Source organism: Kitasatospora sp. NPDC101155 (assembly GCF_044768305.1).
Taxonomy (GTDB): domain Bacteria; phylum Actinomycetota; class Actinomycetes; order Streptomycetales; family Streptomycetaceae; genus Kitasatospora.
In genome coordinates this window covers 215,797-231,205 of record NZ_JBIWPN010000011.1, presented here as the reverse complement: position 1 = coordinate 231,205, position 15,409 = coordinate 215,797, and the positions used below count along the sequence as shown (strand labels likewise).

Annotated in this window: 14 protein-coding genes; 9 read left to right on the top strand and 5 right to left on the bottom strand. The window is 68.8% G+C overall.

What is annotated here, in order from left to right:
• The first annotated feature begins 100 nt into the window (after positions 1–100).
• The 8 genes from ACIRYZ_RS19210 to ACIRYZ_RS19175 all read left to right on the top strand — a co-directional run bounded on the left by ACIRYZ_RS19210 (position 101) and on the right by ACIRYZ_RS19175 (position 9,387).
• Positions 101–1,783, top strand: coding sequence for an ABC transporter substrate-binding protein (locus ACIRYZ_RS19210; RefSeq protein ID WP_402945653.1), 1,683 nt, complete (start codon positions 101–103; stop codon positions 1,781–1,783).
• Entirely contained in the window at positions 1,780–2,661 is an 882-nt protein-coding gene (locus tag ACIRYZ_RS19205) for an ABC transporter permease (protein ID WP_402945650.1), read from the top strand. The genes ACIRYZ_RS19210 and ACIRYZ_RS19205 overlap by 4 nt, the downstream gene beginning before the upstream one ends.
• On the top strand, positions 2,658–3,650 hold the full coding sequence (locus ACIRYZ_RS19200) for an ABC transporter permease (RefSeq protein ID WP_402945647.1): 993 nt from the start codon (positions 2,658–2,660) through the stop codon (positions 3,648–3,650). The genes ACIRYZ_RS19205 and ACIRYZ_RS19200 overlap by 4 nt, the downstream gene beginning before the upstream one ends.
• Entirely contained in the window at positions 3,647–4,459 is an 813-nt protein-coding gene (locus tag ACIRYZ_RS19195; protein ID WP_402945644.1) for an ABC transporter ATP-binding protein, read from the top strand. The genes ACIRYZ_RS19200 and ACIRYZ_RS19195 overlap by 4 nt, the downstream gene beginning before the upstream one ends.
• The gene (locus tag ACIRYZ_RS19190; RefSeq protein WP_402945642.1) at positions 4,456–5,421 is read left to right on the top strand and encodes an ABC transporter ATP-binding protein; all 966 of its coding nucleotides are present in this window, start codon (positions 4,456–4,458) and stop codon (positions 5,419–5,421) included. Before ACIRYZ_RS19195 ends, ACIRYZ_RS19190 begins: the two co-directional genes overlap by 4 nt.
• On the top strand, positions 5,418–6,704 hold the full coding sequence (locus tag ACIRYZ_RS19185; protein WP_402945639.1) for an alpha/beta fold hydrolase: 1,287 nt from the start codon (positions 5,418–5,420) through the stop codon (positions 6,702–6,704). Before ACIRYZ_RS19190 ends, ACIRYZ_RS19185 begins: the two co-directional genes overlap by 4 nt.
• A gap of 22 nt (positions 6,705–6,726) precedes the next feature.
• A complete protein-coding gene (locus ACIRYZ_RS19180) occupies positions 6,727–7,896 on the top strand; it encodes a M6 family metalloprotease domain-containing protein (protein WP_402945637.1) in 1,170 nt (389 codons plus the stop codon).
• A gap of 273 nt (positions 7,897–8,169) precedes the next feature.
• On the top strand, positions 8,170–9,387 hold the full coding sequence (locus ACIRYZ_RS19175) for a M6 family metalloprotease domain-containing protein (protein WP_402945635.1): 1,218 nt from the start codon (positions 8,170–8,172) through the stop codon (positions 9,385–9,387).
• Here the strand turns inward: ACIRYZ_RS19175 and ACIRYZ_RS19170 are convergent.
• A complete protein-coding gene (locus ACIRYZ_RS19170; protein ID WP_402945633.1) occupies positions 9,375–10,373 on the bottom strand; it encodes a LysR substrate-binding domain-containing protein in 999 nt (332 codons plus the stop codon). The two genes, ACIRYZ_RS19175 and ACIRYZ_RS19170, sit on opposite strands and share 13 nt — an antisense overlap.
• A 67-nt stretch (positions 10,374–10,440) precedes the next feature.
• Between ACIRYZ_RS19170 and ACIRYZ_RS19165 the strand changes: the two genes are divergently transcribed.
• Positions 10,441–10,620 (top strand): hypothetical protein, encoded by a 180-nt coding sequence (locus tag ACIRYZ_RS19165; RefSeq protein WP_402945630.1) that lies wholly within the window; start codon positions 10,441–10,443, stop codon positions 10,618–10,620.
• A 204-nt stretch (positions 10,621–10,824) separates the two neighbouring features.
• On the opposite strand, the gene ACIRYZ_RS19160 is transcribed toward ACIRYZ_RS19165, so the two are convergent.
• The 4 genes from ACIRYZ_RS19160 to ACIRYZ_RS19145 form a co-directional block, all read right to left on the bottom strand.
• Positions 10,825–12,018, bottom strand: a complete 1,194-nt coding sequence (locus ACIRYZ_RS19160) for an agmatine deiminase family protein (RefSeq protein ID WP_402945627.1) — start codon at positions 12,016–12,018, stop codon at positions 10,825–10,827.
• Positions 12,019–12,294: 276 nt separating this feature from the next.
• Positions 12,295–13,044, bottom strand: a complete 750-nt coding sequence (locus ACIRYZ_RS19155) for a thioesterase II family protein (protein ID WP_402945625.1) — start codon at positions 13,042–13,044, stop codon at positions 12,295–12,297.
• The gene (locus ACIRYZ_RS19150) at positions 13,044–14,003 is read right to left on the bottom strand and encodes a TauD/TfdA family dioxygenase (protein ID WP_402945624.1); all 960 of its coding nucleotides are present in this window, start codon (positions 14,001–14,003) and stop codon (positions 13,044–13,046) included. The genes ACIRYZ_RS19155 and ACIRYZ_RS19150 overlap by 1 nt, the downstream gene beginning before the upstream one ends.
• 80 nt (positions 14,004–14,083) lie before the next feature.
• Positions 14,084–15,376: an MFS transporter gene (locus tag ACIRYZ_RS19145; RefSeq protein ID WP_402945621.1), complete on the bottom strand. Its 1,293-nt coding sequence runs from the start codon at positions 15,374–15,376 to the stop codon at positions 14,084–14,086.
• Between the last annotated feature and the right edge of the window lie 33 nt (positions 15,377–15,409).

The following is a 15,409-nucleotide window of genomic DNA, read 5'->3' as shown; positions in this document are numbered from 1 at the left end:
CCATAACGCGATGTGATGGGGTGCTGGGGTCTTCTGTGAGGTCCCTCGGTCGGCCACTCTTCTCCCACGCATGAAATGTCACATCATGCATGGAGGAGACGTGAGACAACGAAGAGTCGGGCTGGCCCTCGGCGCGGCCCTGGGGTTGCTGTCGGCTGCCGGTTGTACGGGCGGTGGCGGCGGCGCTACCGGGACGGACGCGGCAGCGGTGAAGGGCGGCACGCTGCACGTGCTGTCCACCCTCGATCTGGAGCACCTCGACCCTGCGCGCAACTACGTCACGTCCTCGCAGGACGTGAGCCGGTTGATCTACCGCACGCTGACCACCTTCGCCGCCGCGCCAGGCCAGGCGGGCGGGAAGGTCGTGCCGGACCTGGCCACCGACACCGGTCGGCCCAGCGACGACGCGAAGACCTGGACCTTCACCCTCAAGCCGGGGGTGAAGTTCGAGGACGGCCGCCCGATCATCAGTGAGGACGTCAAGTACGGAGTGGAGCGGACCTTCGCGGCCGAGCTGCCGGAGGGCCCGCCGTACGCCCGGATGTGGCTGGCCGGCGGCGAGTCGTACAAGGGGCCCTACAAGAACTCCGCCGGGCTGGCCTCGATCGAGACCCCGGACACCAGCACCGTCGTCTTCCATCTCAACCGCCCGGTGGCCGACTTCGGCTCGGCGGTGTCGCTGCCGATGTTCGCCCCGGTGCCGCGGGACAAGGACACCGGTGTCAACTACGACTCCCGGCCGTTCTCCTCCGGCCCGTACAAGATCGACGGCTTCGACCCCAAGAAGCAGCTCGCCCTGGTCCGCAACACCAACTGGGACCCGGCTACCGACACCATCCGCAAAGCCCTGCCCGACAAGGTCGTCATCGACCTGGGCCTTGACACGGCGGTGGTCGACCAGCGGCTGATCGCCGGCCAGGGAGAGGACGCGAATGCGGTCTCGCTGGAGCCGATCGGCCCCGCCTCGGTCGGGCGGGTGCTGAACGATCCGCAGTTGAAAAGCCGGCTGGTCACCGGCGACTCGATCAACACCCGTTACCTGAGCATCAACACCAAGCACAAGCCGCTCGACGACGTCCGGGTGCGCCAGGCCATCGCGTATGCGCTGGACAAGGACGCGCTGCGCACCACCCGCGGCGGTCCGATCGCCGGTGACCTGGCGACCAGCCTGCTGCCGCCATCCCTCGGCTACCAGGCCGAGGACCCCTATCCGAGCAAGGACGGCAAGGGCGATCCGGACAAGGCCAAGGCACTGCTCGCCGAGGCGGGCCACGCCTCCGGCCTCACCCTGACCCTCGACGCCCCCGCCTCGGCCGCAGGCAAGGCGCAGGCCGAGGCGGTGCAAGCCTCGCTCAGCCGGGCCGGCATCACCGTGAAGATCAACGAGATCAGCTCCTCCGCCTTCTACAGCACGGTCGGCAACACCGACCAGGAGCACGACCTGGTGATCGCCGGTTGGTCCCCGGACTGGCCGGGCGCCTCGACGTACCTGCCGATCGTGTTCGATGGCCGTCTGATCACCAGCCAGGGCAACAACAACTACTCGCAGTACGACTCCCCGGCCGTCGACGCGCAGATCGACAGGATCGCCGCGATGGGCGACCCGGCAGTGGCCCAGGCGGCGTACGGGCAGCTCGCCCAGCAGATCACGCAGGACGCTCCGGTGGTGCCGTTCCTCTGGGACAAGGCACCGATCCTCGTCGGCCCGAACGTCACCGGAGCGTACGGGCACATCGCCTACGTCGGCCGGCTCGACCTGGTCTCCCTGGGACTGCGCAAGTGACCGTGATCCGACGACTGTTGGCCCAGCGCTCGGCGGTCCTCGCGCTGGCCGTGGTGGCCGGGCTGGTCCTAGTCGCGGTCGCCGCGCCGCTGATCACCTGGATCGCCGGGAACTCGCCGACCGCCTTCCACGGGGACGCGGTGGACCCGGCGCTAGGCGGCCTGCCGCGCGGCGCGGCGGGTGGGATCAGCGCCCGGCACTGGCTTGGCGTGGAGCCGGTCAACGGCCGGGACGTGCTCGCCCGGGTGGTGTACGGCGCGCAGGTGTCGCTGCTGATCGCCGTGCTCGCCACCGTGCTGTCGGTGGTGCTGGGAACGGCGCTGGGCCTGGTCGCCGGGTTCTTCGGCGGCTGGGTCGACACCGTGATCGGGCGCACGATGGACCTGCTGCTGTCCTTCCCCAGCCTCATCTTCATGATCGCGCTCATCTCGGCGGCGCCCGGCAAGGACAGACGGCTGCTCCTGGTCGTGGTCCTCGGCTTCTTCGGCTGGCCGTACGTCGGCCGGATCGTGCGCGGACAGGCGATGGTGCTCGCCCGCGGCGAGTTCGTCGCGGCCGCCCGGGTGCTCGGCGCCTCCCGGCGGGCGCTGCTGCTGCGCGAGGTACTGCCCAACCTGACCGGACCGGTCCTGGTGGTGGCCACGATGTCGATCCCCGGCTACATCGCCAGCGAGGCCGGCCTGTCCTTCCTCGGCGTGGGTGTCCAGGCTCCCACCCCGTCCTGGGGCCAGATGATCGCCACCGCCGTGCCCTGGTACGCGGCGGACCCCGCCTACTTCCTGATCCCCGGCGCCTTCCTGTTCGTCACCGTGCTCGCCTTCAACGTGCTCGGCGATGCGGTCCGCGACGCGCTCGACCCCCGGAGCCAGCGACGATGATCCTCTACCTGCTGCGCAGACTGGCCGTTACGGCGGCCATCCTGCTGGTGATCTGCGCCGCCACCTTCGCCATCTTCTACCTGATGCCGGCCGACCCGGCGCAGGGCGCCTGCGGCAAGGCGTGCAGCCCGGAGCGGATCGCCGAGATCCGCACCACCCTCGGGCTGAACCACTCCCCGCTCACCCAGTTCCGCGACTACCTGACCGGCATCGTCTCGGGGCGGACCTACGGCACCGGAGCGCAGGCCGTCAACTGCCCGTTCCCGTGCCTGGGTTTCAGCTTCCAGACGAACCAGCCGGTGTGGCAGATGCTCACCAGCCGGCTGCCGGTCAGCTTCTCGATCGCCATCGGTGCCGCGGTGTTGTGGCTCGCCGTGGGTGTCGGTGCCGGCGCGGTCTCGGCCCTGCGGCGTGGCAGCCTGTGGGACCGGGCCGCGATGACGGCCGCTCTCGGCGGGGTATCGCTGCCGATCTACTTCACCGCCCTGGTGCTGCAGTACCTGCTGGTGGTGCAGCTCACGCTGCTGCCGTACCCGCAGGTCGTGCCGATCACCGCCGATCCGATCGGCTGGGCGCAGTCGATGGTGATGCCCTGGATCACCCTGGCCATGCTGTACGCCGGGATCTACGCCAGGGTCACCCGCAGCGAGATGCTGGAGAGCCTCGGCCAGAACTACGTGCGCACCGCACGGGCCAAGGGCCTGCCCGAGACCACCGTCGTGCGTCGGCACGCGCTGAGGCCCGCCCTGATGCCGATCGTGACCATCTTCGGCATGGACCTCGGCGCGCTGCTCGGTGGCGCGCTGATCACCGAGTCGGTGTTCGGCCTGCCGGGCGTCGGCAAGCTCGCGGCCGACGCGATCACCTCCGCCGACCAGCCGGTGATCCTCGGGGTGACGCTGTTCGCGGCCTCCTTCGTGGTGCTCGCCAACCTGCTGGTGGACCTCGTCTACGCCGTCCTCGACCCGAGAGTGAGGGCCGTCGGATGACCCTGCTGACGGTACGTGACCTGGCCGTGGAGTTCCGCTCCGGCGTCCGTGCCGTGGACGGGCTCGACCTCGACCTGGACGCCGGCCAAGTGCTCGGCGTGGTCGGCGAGTCCGGCAGCGGCAAGTCGGTCACCAGCCTCGCCGTCCTCGGCCTGCTGCGCGACGCCCGGGTCAGCGGCGAGATCCGCTTCGACGGGCGGGAACTGACCGCGCTCGACCAGCGCTCGCTGCGCCGACTGCGCGGCGACCGGATCGCGATGATCTTCCAGGACCCACTGTCCTGCCTCAACCCGTACTACTCGGTCGCTTTCCAGATCGCCGAGGCATACCGGGCGCACCACCGCGTCGGACGCAGACAGGCGCACCGGATCGCGGTGCGGATGCTGGACCGGGTCGGCATCCCGGAGCCGGAACGGCGCGCCCGCTGCTACCCGCACGAGTTCTCCGGCGGGATGCGGCAGCGGGTGATGATCGCGATGGCACTGTGCCTGGAACCCGACGTGCTGATCGCCGACGAGCCGACCACCGCGCTCGACGTCACCGTGCAGGCGCAGATCCTCCAACTGCTGCGCGAGCTACGTGAGGAGGCCGGCACGGCCATCATGCTGATCACCCACGACATGGGCGTGGTCGCCGGACTGGCCGACCAGGTCGTGGTGATGCACCAGGGGCGCGCGGTCGAGCGGGGCCCGGTACGGGACGTGTTCCACCGGCCGCAAGAGCAGTACACCCGCGGCCTGCTGGCCTGCGTTCCGCGTATCGACGGACCCCTGCCGGACCGGCTGCCGACCTTGGGAACTGCAGAATGAGCCTTCTCGAAGTATGGAACCTGGTCAAGCGCTTCCCGGTGCGCCATGGCCTGACCCGACGACTAGCCGGCCACGTCACGGCGGTCGACGGAGTCTCCCTGACAGTCGGGCCCGGCGAGACCCTCGGCCTGGTCGGCGAATCCGGCTGCGGAAAGTCCACCGTCGCCAAACTGATCACCCGCTTGGAGCGGCCCACCTCGGGCAGCATCCACTTTGCCGGGCGCGATCTCGCAGGGCTGGACGAGACGGACCTGCGCCCGATCCGCCGTGACCTTCAGATGGTCTTCCAGGACCCCTTCTCCTCACTCAACCCCCGGCACACCGTCCGTCAGATCCTCGCCGGCCCCTACCGCTACCAGGGTCTGGAACCCGACCCGCCGGCCGAGGAGTTGCTGGCACGGGTCGGCCTTCGGCCGGAGCACGCCGACCGCCATCCCCACGAGTTCTCCGGCGGGCAGGCCCAACGCATAGGCATCGCCCGGGCGTTGGCCCTGCGCCCGAAGCTGGTGGTGTGCGACGAGCCGGTCTCGGCACTCGATGTCTCCGTCCAGGCGCAGGTCCTCAACCTGCTCAAGGACCTGCAGGACGAGTACGGGCTGAGCTACCTGTTCATCGCCCACGATCTCGGCGCCGTCCGTCAGATCAGCACCCGGATCGCCGTGATGTACCTCGGCTCGGTCGTCGAAACCGCCGACCGCGACACCCTGTTCGCCCACCCCGTGCACCCGTACACCCACGCCCTGCTGTCCGCCGTGCCGCTACCCGACCCGGACCTGGAGGCTTCCCGGGAGCGGATCGTGCTCCACGGCGACCTGCCCAGCCCGCTCGACCCGCCCAGCGGCTGCCGGTTCCGCACCCGCTGCCCCAAGGCCGACGAACTCTGCGCCGCCGAACGCCCGCAGCTGCGGATGATCGCCCTCGGACAGCAGGTCGCCTGCCACTACCCCGAGAGGACGCCGTGAGCCAGTCCAGCTACCGCCTGCCAGGACTCGCGGTGACCGACCGCGTCTTCACCGTGCCGCTCGACCACGCCGACCCGGCCGGCGCGACGATCGAGGTGTTCGCCCGAGAGCTGTGCGATCCGGCGAAGGCCGGCGCCGACCGGCTGCCCTGGCTGCTGTATCTCCAGGGCGGCCCCGGCGGGAAGTCCCCGCGCCCACTGAACGCCACCGCAGGTTGGCTCGGCCACGCCCTGAAAACGCACCGGGTGCTGCTGCTCGACCAGCGCGGCACAGGCCGAAGCACACCCGTGACCGCACGGACCGCCACCCGCTTCGGCTCCGCCCATGAACTGGCCGACCACCTGGCCCGGTTCCGCGCCGACTCGATCGTCGCCGACGCCGAACTGATCAGACGCCAGCTGTGCGACGGCGAAACCTGGGAGACCCTCGGCCAGAGCTACGGGGGCTTCGTCACCCTCAGCTACCTGTCCTTCGCCCCCGAAGGCCTGCGTGCCTGCTACGTCACCGGCGGCCTGCCCGGCCTCGACGCCGCCGCCGAAGACGTCTACGCCGCCACCTACCCCCGCGTGCGGGACAAGGTGGCTGCCTACTACACCCGTTACCCCGAGGACCGCCGACTGGTCCGCCGGATCGCCGACCTGCTCGACCGCCGGGCCGTCCACCTTCCAGACGGCGACCGGCTGACGGTCCGGCGGCTGCGCGCCCTGGGGCTGGCCCTCGGCATGGGCGACGGCTTCGAACGCCTGCACTGGCTCTTCGACGAGGCCATCGACCCGGACGGCGAGCCCTCGGCCACCTTCCTGCAACAGGTGGCGAACCTGACCGGCTTCACGGACAACCCGCTCTTCGCCGTCCTCCAGGAGTCGATCTACGGCCGCCCGGGCGCCGCCACCGGCTGGGCCGCGGCCCGGGCCCTCGCCGACCACTCCGAGTTCGCCGAGGACGCCGACCCGCTGCTGTTCACCGGCGAGATGTTCTACCCCTGGATGTTCGAGGAGATCGCCGCACTCCGCCCGTTCGCCGAGGCCGTCCACCTGCTCGCCGACCGCACCGACTGGCCCGGCCTGTACGACCCGGCGCGGCTCGCCGCCAACCGGGTGCCAGTGGCCGCCGCCGTCTACCACGACGACATGTACGTCGACGCCGGCCTGTCGCTGCGCACCGCCCGCGCGGTCGGCTCCCTCCGCGTCTGGGTCACCAACGAGTGGGAGCACGACGGGATCACCGCATCCGGCGAGCGCGTCCTCGCCCGCCTGATGGACCTGTCCTCCGGCCGCAGCTGACCCACCACTTCGAAGGAGAACGATGAGACCGCGCTCGCTCACCGCCGCCCTGGCCGTGACCCTCCCGCTGATCGTGGCCGCACCGGCCGTCGCCAACGACGACAACGGCCGCTCCGCCGCCGCTTGCGCCCTGGCTGGAAAGACCGGCTGGACCGACGAGGGTCACAACACCGACTACACCCAGTTCCAGCAACCGCTGGGCACCAAGCACGTGCTGATGCTCTTCGTGGACTTCCCCGATGCCCCGGCCACCGGCACGCTGGACGACTACTACGACCAACTCGCCCCGGCCGCCGACTGGATGAAGCAGGACTCCTACGGCCGGGCCCGGCTGGACATCGACCCGCTGAAGCGCTGGATCCACATGCCGCAGGCGTCATCCTCCTACGGCTTCCAGCGCGGCATCACCTTCGAGACGCACGAGGCGTACGTGAAGCAGGCCGTCGAGGCCGCCGAACCGTACGCGGACTTCTCGAAGTACGACATGCTCTACATCGTCCCGACCAAGTCCGCCTCGGCGATCAGCTTCTCGCCCACCTACCTCTACGACCCGACCACCGCCGGGATCACCGCGAACGGCAAACGGATCAAGTGGGCGGTCACCTTCGGCCAGGACATGTACCACTGGGGCTACAAGGTCGCCGACCACGAGACCTCGCACACCTTCGGCCTGCCCGACATCTACGGCTTCACCGGCGCCGACTACCACCGCTACGTCGGCGGCTGGGACCTGATGGGCAACATCGCCGGCCCGGCCCCGCAGCACATCGGCTGGGAGCGCTGGAAGTTCGGCTGGATCGACGACCGTCAGGTCGCCTGCCTGCCCGCCGCCGGCACCCGCACCGTCCACCTGAAGGCCGTCGAGCGCCCCGGCGGGACCAAGATCGCCGTGATCCGCACCGGCGAGAGCACGGCGTACGTCGCCGAATCCCGCCGGGCCATGGCCGGGGACGCCGACGCCTGTTCCACCGGTGTGCTCATTTACAAGGTCGACACCTCCACCCAGACCGGCTACGGACCCGTCCAGGTGGTCAACGGCAACCCGGACGCCACCTCGCCGACCGGCTGTACCGCCCTCGACATGGCCGCCTATCAGTCCGGCCAGTCCTTCAGCGACCCCACCACGGGGGTCGGGATCGACGTGCTGCGCCGAGGCCCGCTCTCGGACACCGTCAGGATCACGAAGCGGTAGAACTGATGTGACCACCAATCAGCTCGCGTCGTGAAGCTGCAGGGCGACCCTCGGCGGCAGCTTCCCTCCGCCGAGGCGAACGCTCCTGGCCAGGCGTAATCCCTGGCCGGGAGCTACCGAAGCCACCGACCGATCCGGACGATAACCTGCACGCGATTCCCGTACGGCGGCAGTCATCGACGTACGTGGGACCGCTCAGGACACCCAGTCGACCGCCCGCGAGGGCGCAGCCGGCCGCGTTCACAACCCGGACCGATCTCTACGGAGGCTTCCATGGATCCCTCAGTCAGACCCCGGCGCTCGCTGCCGGCGGCGCTCATCCTCGTCCTGTCCGCGCTACTCGCCCTGGTGGTTGTCCCCGCCCAGGCCGCCCACGCGTACAACGGCAGCGCCTCCGCGTGTGCTCTGCAAGGCACGACCGGGTACACCGACGAGGGTCAGCAGACCGACTACACCCGGTTCCAGAACCCGATCGGCACCAAGCGCATCGGCCTGATCTACGTGGACTTCCCCGACGCCGTCGGCACCGCCCTGCCCCTCACGTCGTACTACGACACGCTGAAGGGGGCCACGGACTGGATGCAGAACGCCTCCTACGGCCAGACCACGCTGGACATCCAGGTCCCGTACGCCAACTGGGTCCACATGCCGAAGAACTCCACCGACTACAACTGGGAGCGCGGCTTCTCCTGGACCACACACCAGGTCTACGTGCAGGGCGCGCTCGCCGCTGCGGCCAACGCCGGAGTTGACCTCTCCCAGTACGACATGTTCTACGTCGTGCCGACCGCCACCGCGACCGCGATCGGGCACTCCCCGACCTTCATCCAGGACCCGGCCAGCCCGACCTGGGTCTGGAACGCGCACACCAGCAGCTGGGTGCTGATCCACTGGGCGGTGACCTTCGGCCAGGACATGTGGACCTGGGGCTACAAGGTCGCCGACCACGAGACCAGCCACACCTTCGGCCTGCCCGACCTGTACGCCTTCGGCGGCGACCTGAACCAGTACGTCGGCGGCTGGGACCTCATGGGCAGGATCTCCGGCCCGGCCCCGCTGTACTTCGGCTGGGAGGCCTGGAAGTTCGGCTGGATCACCGACAACCAGGTGTCCTGCCTGGACACGGCGAACACGTACACCACCACCCTGACCGGGCTGGAGTACGGTGGCAACGGCTACCGGCTGGCGGTGATCAAGACCAGCCCCACCACCGCCTACGTCGCCGAGTCCCGCAAGGCCGCCTACAACGACGCCAACGCCTGCGCCACTGGCGTCCTCATCTACAAGGTCGACACCTCCGTCACCACCGGCAACGGGCCGATCCAGCTGGTCACCAACCCCAACGCCGCCGCACCCACCGGGAACTGCACCACGATGGACATGCAGACCTGGCAACCCGGCCAGTGGTTCCAGGACGACACCGCCCGCATCCGGATCTACGTGAACGCCTCCGACGCGTCCACCGACACGGTCTGGACCTACAAGTGGTGACCGCGTAGCACCGGGACGTTTCTGATCAACGGGCGGTGCGGCGCCCCGGTGCGTTCGAGCCAGCCCTGGTAGACCGTGCTGCGGGCGCACGCCGCCTGGTACGCCTCGATGACGTTCTGCACGAGCGAGGGGCCCAACGGTTCCAGCGGCCCCTCCTCGTGCCAGGCGAGCAAATGCCGGTACCAGAGCGGATTCCCGGCGATCGGGCGTACGGCGATGCCGGGCATCTCCTCGAACGTGGCCTGGCAGAAGCTCACCGCGTGGCCGTTGCGGACGATGTCCAGGAGGAGCCGACCTTCCGCCTCGTGGACGACGCGCATGCGATGGCCCAGGACGAGCAGGGTCCTGGACCAGTACTCCCGGATTCGGTCGTTGTCCGGACGAGGAGCAGCCCAGTCCTCGTCCTCGAGGTCCTCCAGTCCGACCTCCTCCAGCGTCGCCAGCGGATGGGCTGCGGGCAGTGCCACGAAGAGCGGTTCGGTGGCGATGGGCTCGACGGCAACTCCTGGGGGGATCGCCAGCTCGTAGCCGGGGCTGTCGCCCACCACAGCCGCTTCGAGACGGCCGCCCGCGATGTCGTCGACGAGCGGGACGGGGCATCCCTGGCCCCGCGAACTGATCTCAGCCTCCGGATGATGCAACCTGATCGCCGTGATCAACCCGCCGAGCAGGGGAGCGTTGACGGAGCCGAGCCGGAAACGGTGCGGCGAACAGCCGTTCTGAGCGGCGAGAGCGGATACCTCCAGCAACTCGTCGACGGTCGGCAGCACCGCCCGTGCCCGGCTGAGGACCACCTCCCCGAACGCGGTCGGGACGACACCCGACTGCGCGCGGGTGAACAGCTCACCACCGAGCATCCGCTCGATCCGCGTCAACTGGGCACTGAGGCCGGGCTGGGTCAGCCGCAACGACGCGGCGGCCCGCGTCAGACTGCCGCTGTCCGCGATGCTGCAGATGATCCGGAGGTGCCGGAGTTCGAGCTCCATGGCGAGATGGTATGGAGATCAGGCCCACATCAATAGGGGTGCGTCGGTAACGACCGTCTGGGTCGAGGTGGAGACCGGCCAGACCTTCGCCGACGCCTGGACCCAAGCCGACCAGGAACACCGCCGCCAACTTCTCCTCGGCCTCAAGGCCCGCCTCTACATGACACCGAGAATCGAGGGCTGGTACCTGCCCGCCGAACTCGAAGCACGAGTGCAGCAGACGGAGTGTGCCGGAAGTTCGACGTAGGTCGTGTGATCCGAGACTCCGTGGACGTGATGCAGCCGAGAATCTGCAGGGCGGCTGATCGGGCACTGTGCTCAAGAGAGATCAACAGCCCGGGTCCCGGGGGTTCTGAGCCGGTCCGGTCCCGGGCCGCTGGCCGGCCGCAGCCGAAAGGCGAGCGCCGCCGTGGGCAGTTCCACGGAACTGCCCACAGCGGCGCTGCCCAGGTCAGTGGTCGGCGATGGTCATGGTGGTGCAGTGGACCGCACCGCGGGTCTTGATGATCGCCGTGGCGTCGATCGTCACGATCTGCCGGTCGGGGAAGGCGGCACGGTAAGCGTCGAGTGCCGTCTCCTCGTACGTGGTGTCGTCGGTGTAGATCGGCACGAGGACCGCTCCGTTCACCGCAAGGGAGTTGGTGTAGGAGCGGAACACGCCGTCGTTGTGCGCGGGCATCGGGACCCGGTGCACCTGGTAGCCGGCCGCGGTGAGCCGGGCGGCGTCGTCGTCGAGGACCGCGGCGTTGTCCGGGTCGTCGCTCGGGCTGTAGGCGCCGACGAGGACGTCGTTGTTGCTCGTGAAGGCCGCGAACATGTCGACGTGGCCGGTGACTTCGCCCTTGATGGGTTCGAGGAACGTCGTCACCTTGCAGCCGTACAGCGAGCGGAACATGGTCTGCACGTCCTCCGCCGTCACGTGGTTCGTGACGTTGTACGGGTTGCTGAGGATCGCGTTGGTGACGAGGCAGCCGCCGGCCCCGTCGGACAGGAAGTTGCCCCCTTCGGTTCCGAGGTCGGCTCGTGTCACCGGCACGTTCCACAAGGCGCCCAGACTGGTGGCGAAGGCGTCGTCTTGCGGACGGTCGGAGTGGTACCTGGTGGAGATGAAACGCGTGCCGCCGTCGGTGGTGCGGGCCGCGATCGGGCCGTAGTCGCGTATCCACCAGGAGTTGAGACTGCTGTCCACGAAGTCGATCTCCGACGTGTCCACGCCCGCATCGGCCAGTGCAGTGCGGGCGTCGTCGACCGCGCCCGGGTGGTCGCCAACCACCACAGTACGGGAGTTCGCGGAGGCGGCCCGTATCAGGTTGACGAAGTACGCCTTCCGATCCGCGGAGTCCTGGTCGTTGAGCGCCCAGGCGATCAGGGTCTTCCCTACCGGTTCGAACTCGCCCGGCACGACTGCCACATCAGTGGGCGGCGAGCTCGCGGCGGACAGCGCCCGCGCGGCGCGGGCGTCCGGTAAAGGCCGTTCGGCGAGGGGCGCACCACTCGGTCGGGCGGCCGGGCCGTCTACCGGGAACGCAGTCCCGGACGCGGTGGGGGGCGCCGCGGCCATCGCCTCAGGTGCCAGCGTACCGGTGATCAGCAGGACAGACAGGACTGTGGAGGCGGCCGCCAGGCCGCGCTGGGTGGGGGTCATTGGTAGTTGGAGGCGCGGTGCCCTGTCGGCCCGGTTCCTCCGTCCCCTTTCACTCCGTGCGTGCGGTTTTCCCGCACACGGCTTACCGGTTATCTTCTTGGCTGGGTTACGCGGTCGTCGGACAGCGGATCGTGCCACGTAGACGGTGCAGGCCGTGTCCGTTGAACCACTCTTCCGTCCATCGGTCGAGCTGTCCCGCTCGCAGGTTGCGGCCTCGTTTCGTCATCATGAGTCCGCGCAGCCGCCACACCGTGTAGCGGTCGATCTGGGTGAACCTCAGGCGACTTGTGGACGAAGGACGGAAGCGAGAACTTCGGTCCGCTGCGGCGTGAGATAGAAGTGGTCGCCAGGGAACGCTGTTATCGCTGTGTGGGCCGCAAGCTCAGCCCATTGCTCGGCCTGGGCCGGCCCGAGGTCAGGGTCGCGGTCGCCGAGGTATACATCCACGGGAGTCGCAGTGAGCTTCTTCCCTTGCGTATGGCGGTACTCCGCGGCAAGGTCAGAATCGGCCTTGAATACGGGTGCCAGGAACTCCAGGAGGCCTGGCGCGTCCAGTACTTCGCTGTCGGTACCGCCCAGTCTGCGCAGTTCGGCCATCGCCGAAGGCAGATCCTCGAGACGCGAGAACGTGCCGGAGACGTGATGTGGCGCGCCCATGCCCGAGACCACGAGGCGGCTTGCGGGCGCACCGCTCTCCTCCAAGCGGCAAGCCACCTCGTACGCCAGGAGCGCGCCCAGACTGTGTCCGAAGAGGATCACCCGGCGCTCCCTGACGGCAAGGAGATCGACGGCCATTGCGTCGGCCAACTCCGAGATGCCGGTGGCGGGCGGTTCACCGAAGCGGTCCTCCCGACCTGGGTACTGGGCTGCGTGGACCGCGACCTGGGCTGGGGCGAGCGAAGCCCAGGAGCTGAAGAAGCTTGCGGCACCGCCCGCATGAGGGAAGCAGAACAGCGCCGTGTCGGCCTCAGGGCGCGGGACGTACGTACGGAAGCTGCCGAAGACGAGTGCGCCGGCGCGTGCCATCAGGCGATCACCCGGCTGCGTTGTCCGGTGTGGGCGAAGATCCGGCGCACGTCCCGGATCAAGTTCACCCGCTTCAGCCAGCGATCGGTGCCGTCGAACCGGGCCTGGAACGGTTCCCGGCCGTGCACGACCTGGTAGTTGTCCAGAAACACGAGGTCTCCAGGCTCGAGGACCACTCGCTCGACGGCCTTTTCGAGATGTGTCTGGACGTCAGTGATCGCGGCCCGCGTCTGTGTGTCGGCGGTATCGGCCGGGGCGATGAAGTCGAGGTCGAACCGGAAGTACGGCAGGTCTTCGGGGCCGAAGAGTACGGAGCCGACCTGGGCCTTGCGGGTAGCTGCTTCAGCGTCGCCCCGGTCGGTGTGCGAGTCGTCGGGGAAGAACCTGAAGTGGTTGCCGACAAGGAGGTCGCGGTGCGGCAGGTCCAACTCAGACGTGCGCACGATCGTCGTTCCGACGGCATCCGGGTTCCGCAGGCACAGCAGGGCGACGTAGTCGGCTCGACAAGGGTGGAAGACGTCCTCGGTGTGCAGTGACAGATTCACCGCACTGCTGGCGCTGGTCAGTGAGTTCTCCTCACCCCGGGTCGGACACACGTCATGCAGAATCCGGCCGTTCTGCTGGTCGGCCCACGCGAACGGGTCGGCCAGCCCACAGGCCACCAGCATCAGCAGGGCCTCTTCCCAGTAGCCGGCCCCGGTGTCCGCTGCGATACGCCAACCGGCTGGGGTGGGCGACATGTCGGTACTGAGCGGCAGCCCGGAGATCGTTATCACGTCGGACTCGTCGGCGCGCGCGGATGCCAGGAACTGCCGCAGCCGCAGCGGCAGCAGTTCGGCAGCCATGGCCATCCGGTCGACCGCGTTCAGCGGGTCCCAGGACGACTGGGAGTCCGCAAGGGTGTTCACAAGACCGATGAGGTCTCGGCGTTCGTTCTTGGAAAGGATAAACCTGCGCATTTCTCCCCAAAATGCTTTCACTACTCTGTAGGCACAGAGTCGATCACGTGCCCGAGAAGGGACACGTGTGCTGATGTCTGTCAGTCGGATGGCTGCGACGGAAAAGCGCGCAGCGTCCGGATGTCCTTGGTCGAGATCAGGGGCAGGCACGAGAGGAGGCCGATTCCGGCGATCATCCACAGGATGGGACGTGTGCCGAGAACGGATCCGAGGTAGCCGCCGACCACGGCGCCGACCGGGAGAGTTCCCCAGATGGCGAACCGGATGGAGGCGTTCATTCGGGCCTGCATTCGGGTGGGTGTGATGGCCTGGCGGAGGCTCACCTGTCCGATGTTGTAGACGGTGATGCCGCACGCCATGATGCCGGTGGTGGCGATCAGGGTGGGTACGGCCCGGGCCGGGGCCGCCGTCGCGAGGATGATCACGGCGATTCCCGACATGGACTTGGCCACGATCAGGACCGGGCCGAGCCCAGCAAGCTTGATGAGGCGGCCGCTGAGCGTGGCGCCCAGCAGCGCGCCGCAGTTTCCGACGGTCAGGGCCAGCCCGAGCTCTCCCGGCGACAGATTCAGGTCTCGCAGCGCGTAAGCGGTCAGCACGGCCCCCAGCGCGCCACCCAGCCCTACGAGGTTGCTGATACCAGTCGCCAGGGCCAGGGACCGCAGGGTCCGGTGACGGAAGACGAACCGCAGTCCCTCGGCGATCTGGGTGCGCATCCTGGTCTTCGCCTGGGGCTCCGGTGCCTGCGCCCCGGGTATCCGGATGAAGTTGAGCAGCAGCGCAGACAGCAGGTAGCTCACGGAGTTGACCACGAGGATCAGGGGCGCGGTGGCCACCTGCATCAGGAGGCCACCAAGGCTAGGGCCTGCCAGTTCCGCCGTCGAGCGGGAGAACTCCAGCCGGCTGTTGCCGTCCGGGGTCTGCTCGCGGGCCACAACCGTCGGCAGGAACGCCTGGTTCGCGATGTCGAAGAACACCGTGAACAGCCCGATGACGAATCCGACCGCGCAGAGCAGGGGCACGTTCAACAGCCCGACGAGGTAGCCGATGGGCAGCAGAGCGATGGCCACGGCCCGGCCGATGTCCGCCGTGACCATCACACGCCTGCGGTCCCACCGGTCGAGCAGCGCGCCCGCCGGCAGGCCGACCAGGAGGAAAGGCAACGTCTCCATCGCCGAGATGAAGCCGAGTTGGCCGGTCGACGCGGAAAGGGTCGTCAGCGCGAGCACGGGGATGACGAAGAACGTGATCTGAGTCCCGAACTGGCTGACGGTGTGCGCCGACCACATGGCCTGAAAGTTGCGCTGCCGCCATACACTGATCGGCCGGGCGGCAGTGGCTGCCGGATCGAGTTCGGAGTCGACGTTCGCCATTCCGTGTGTTCCTCAGCTCTTGGTCGGTGGTCG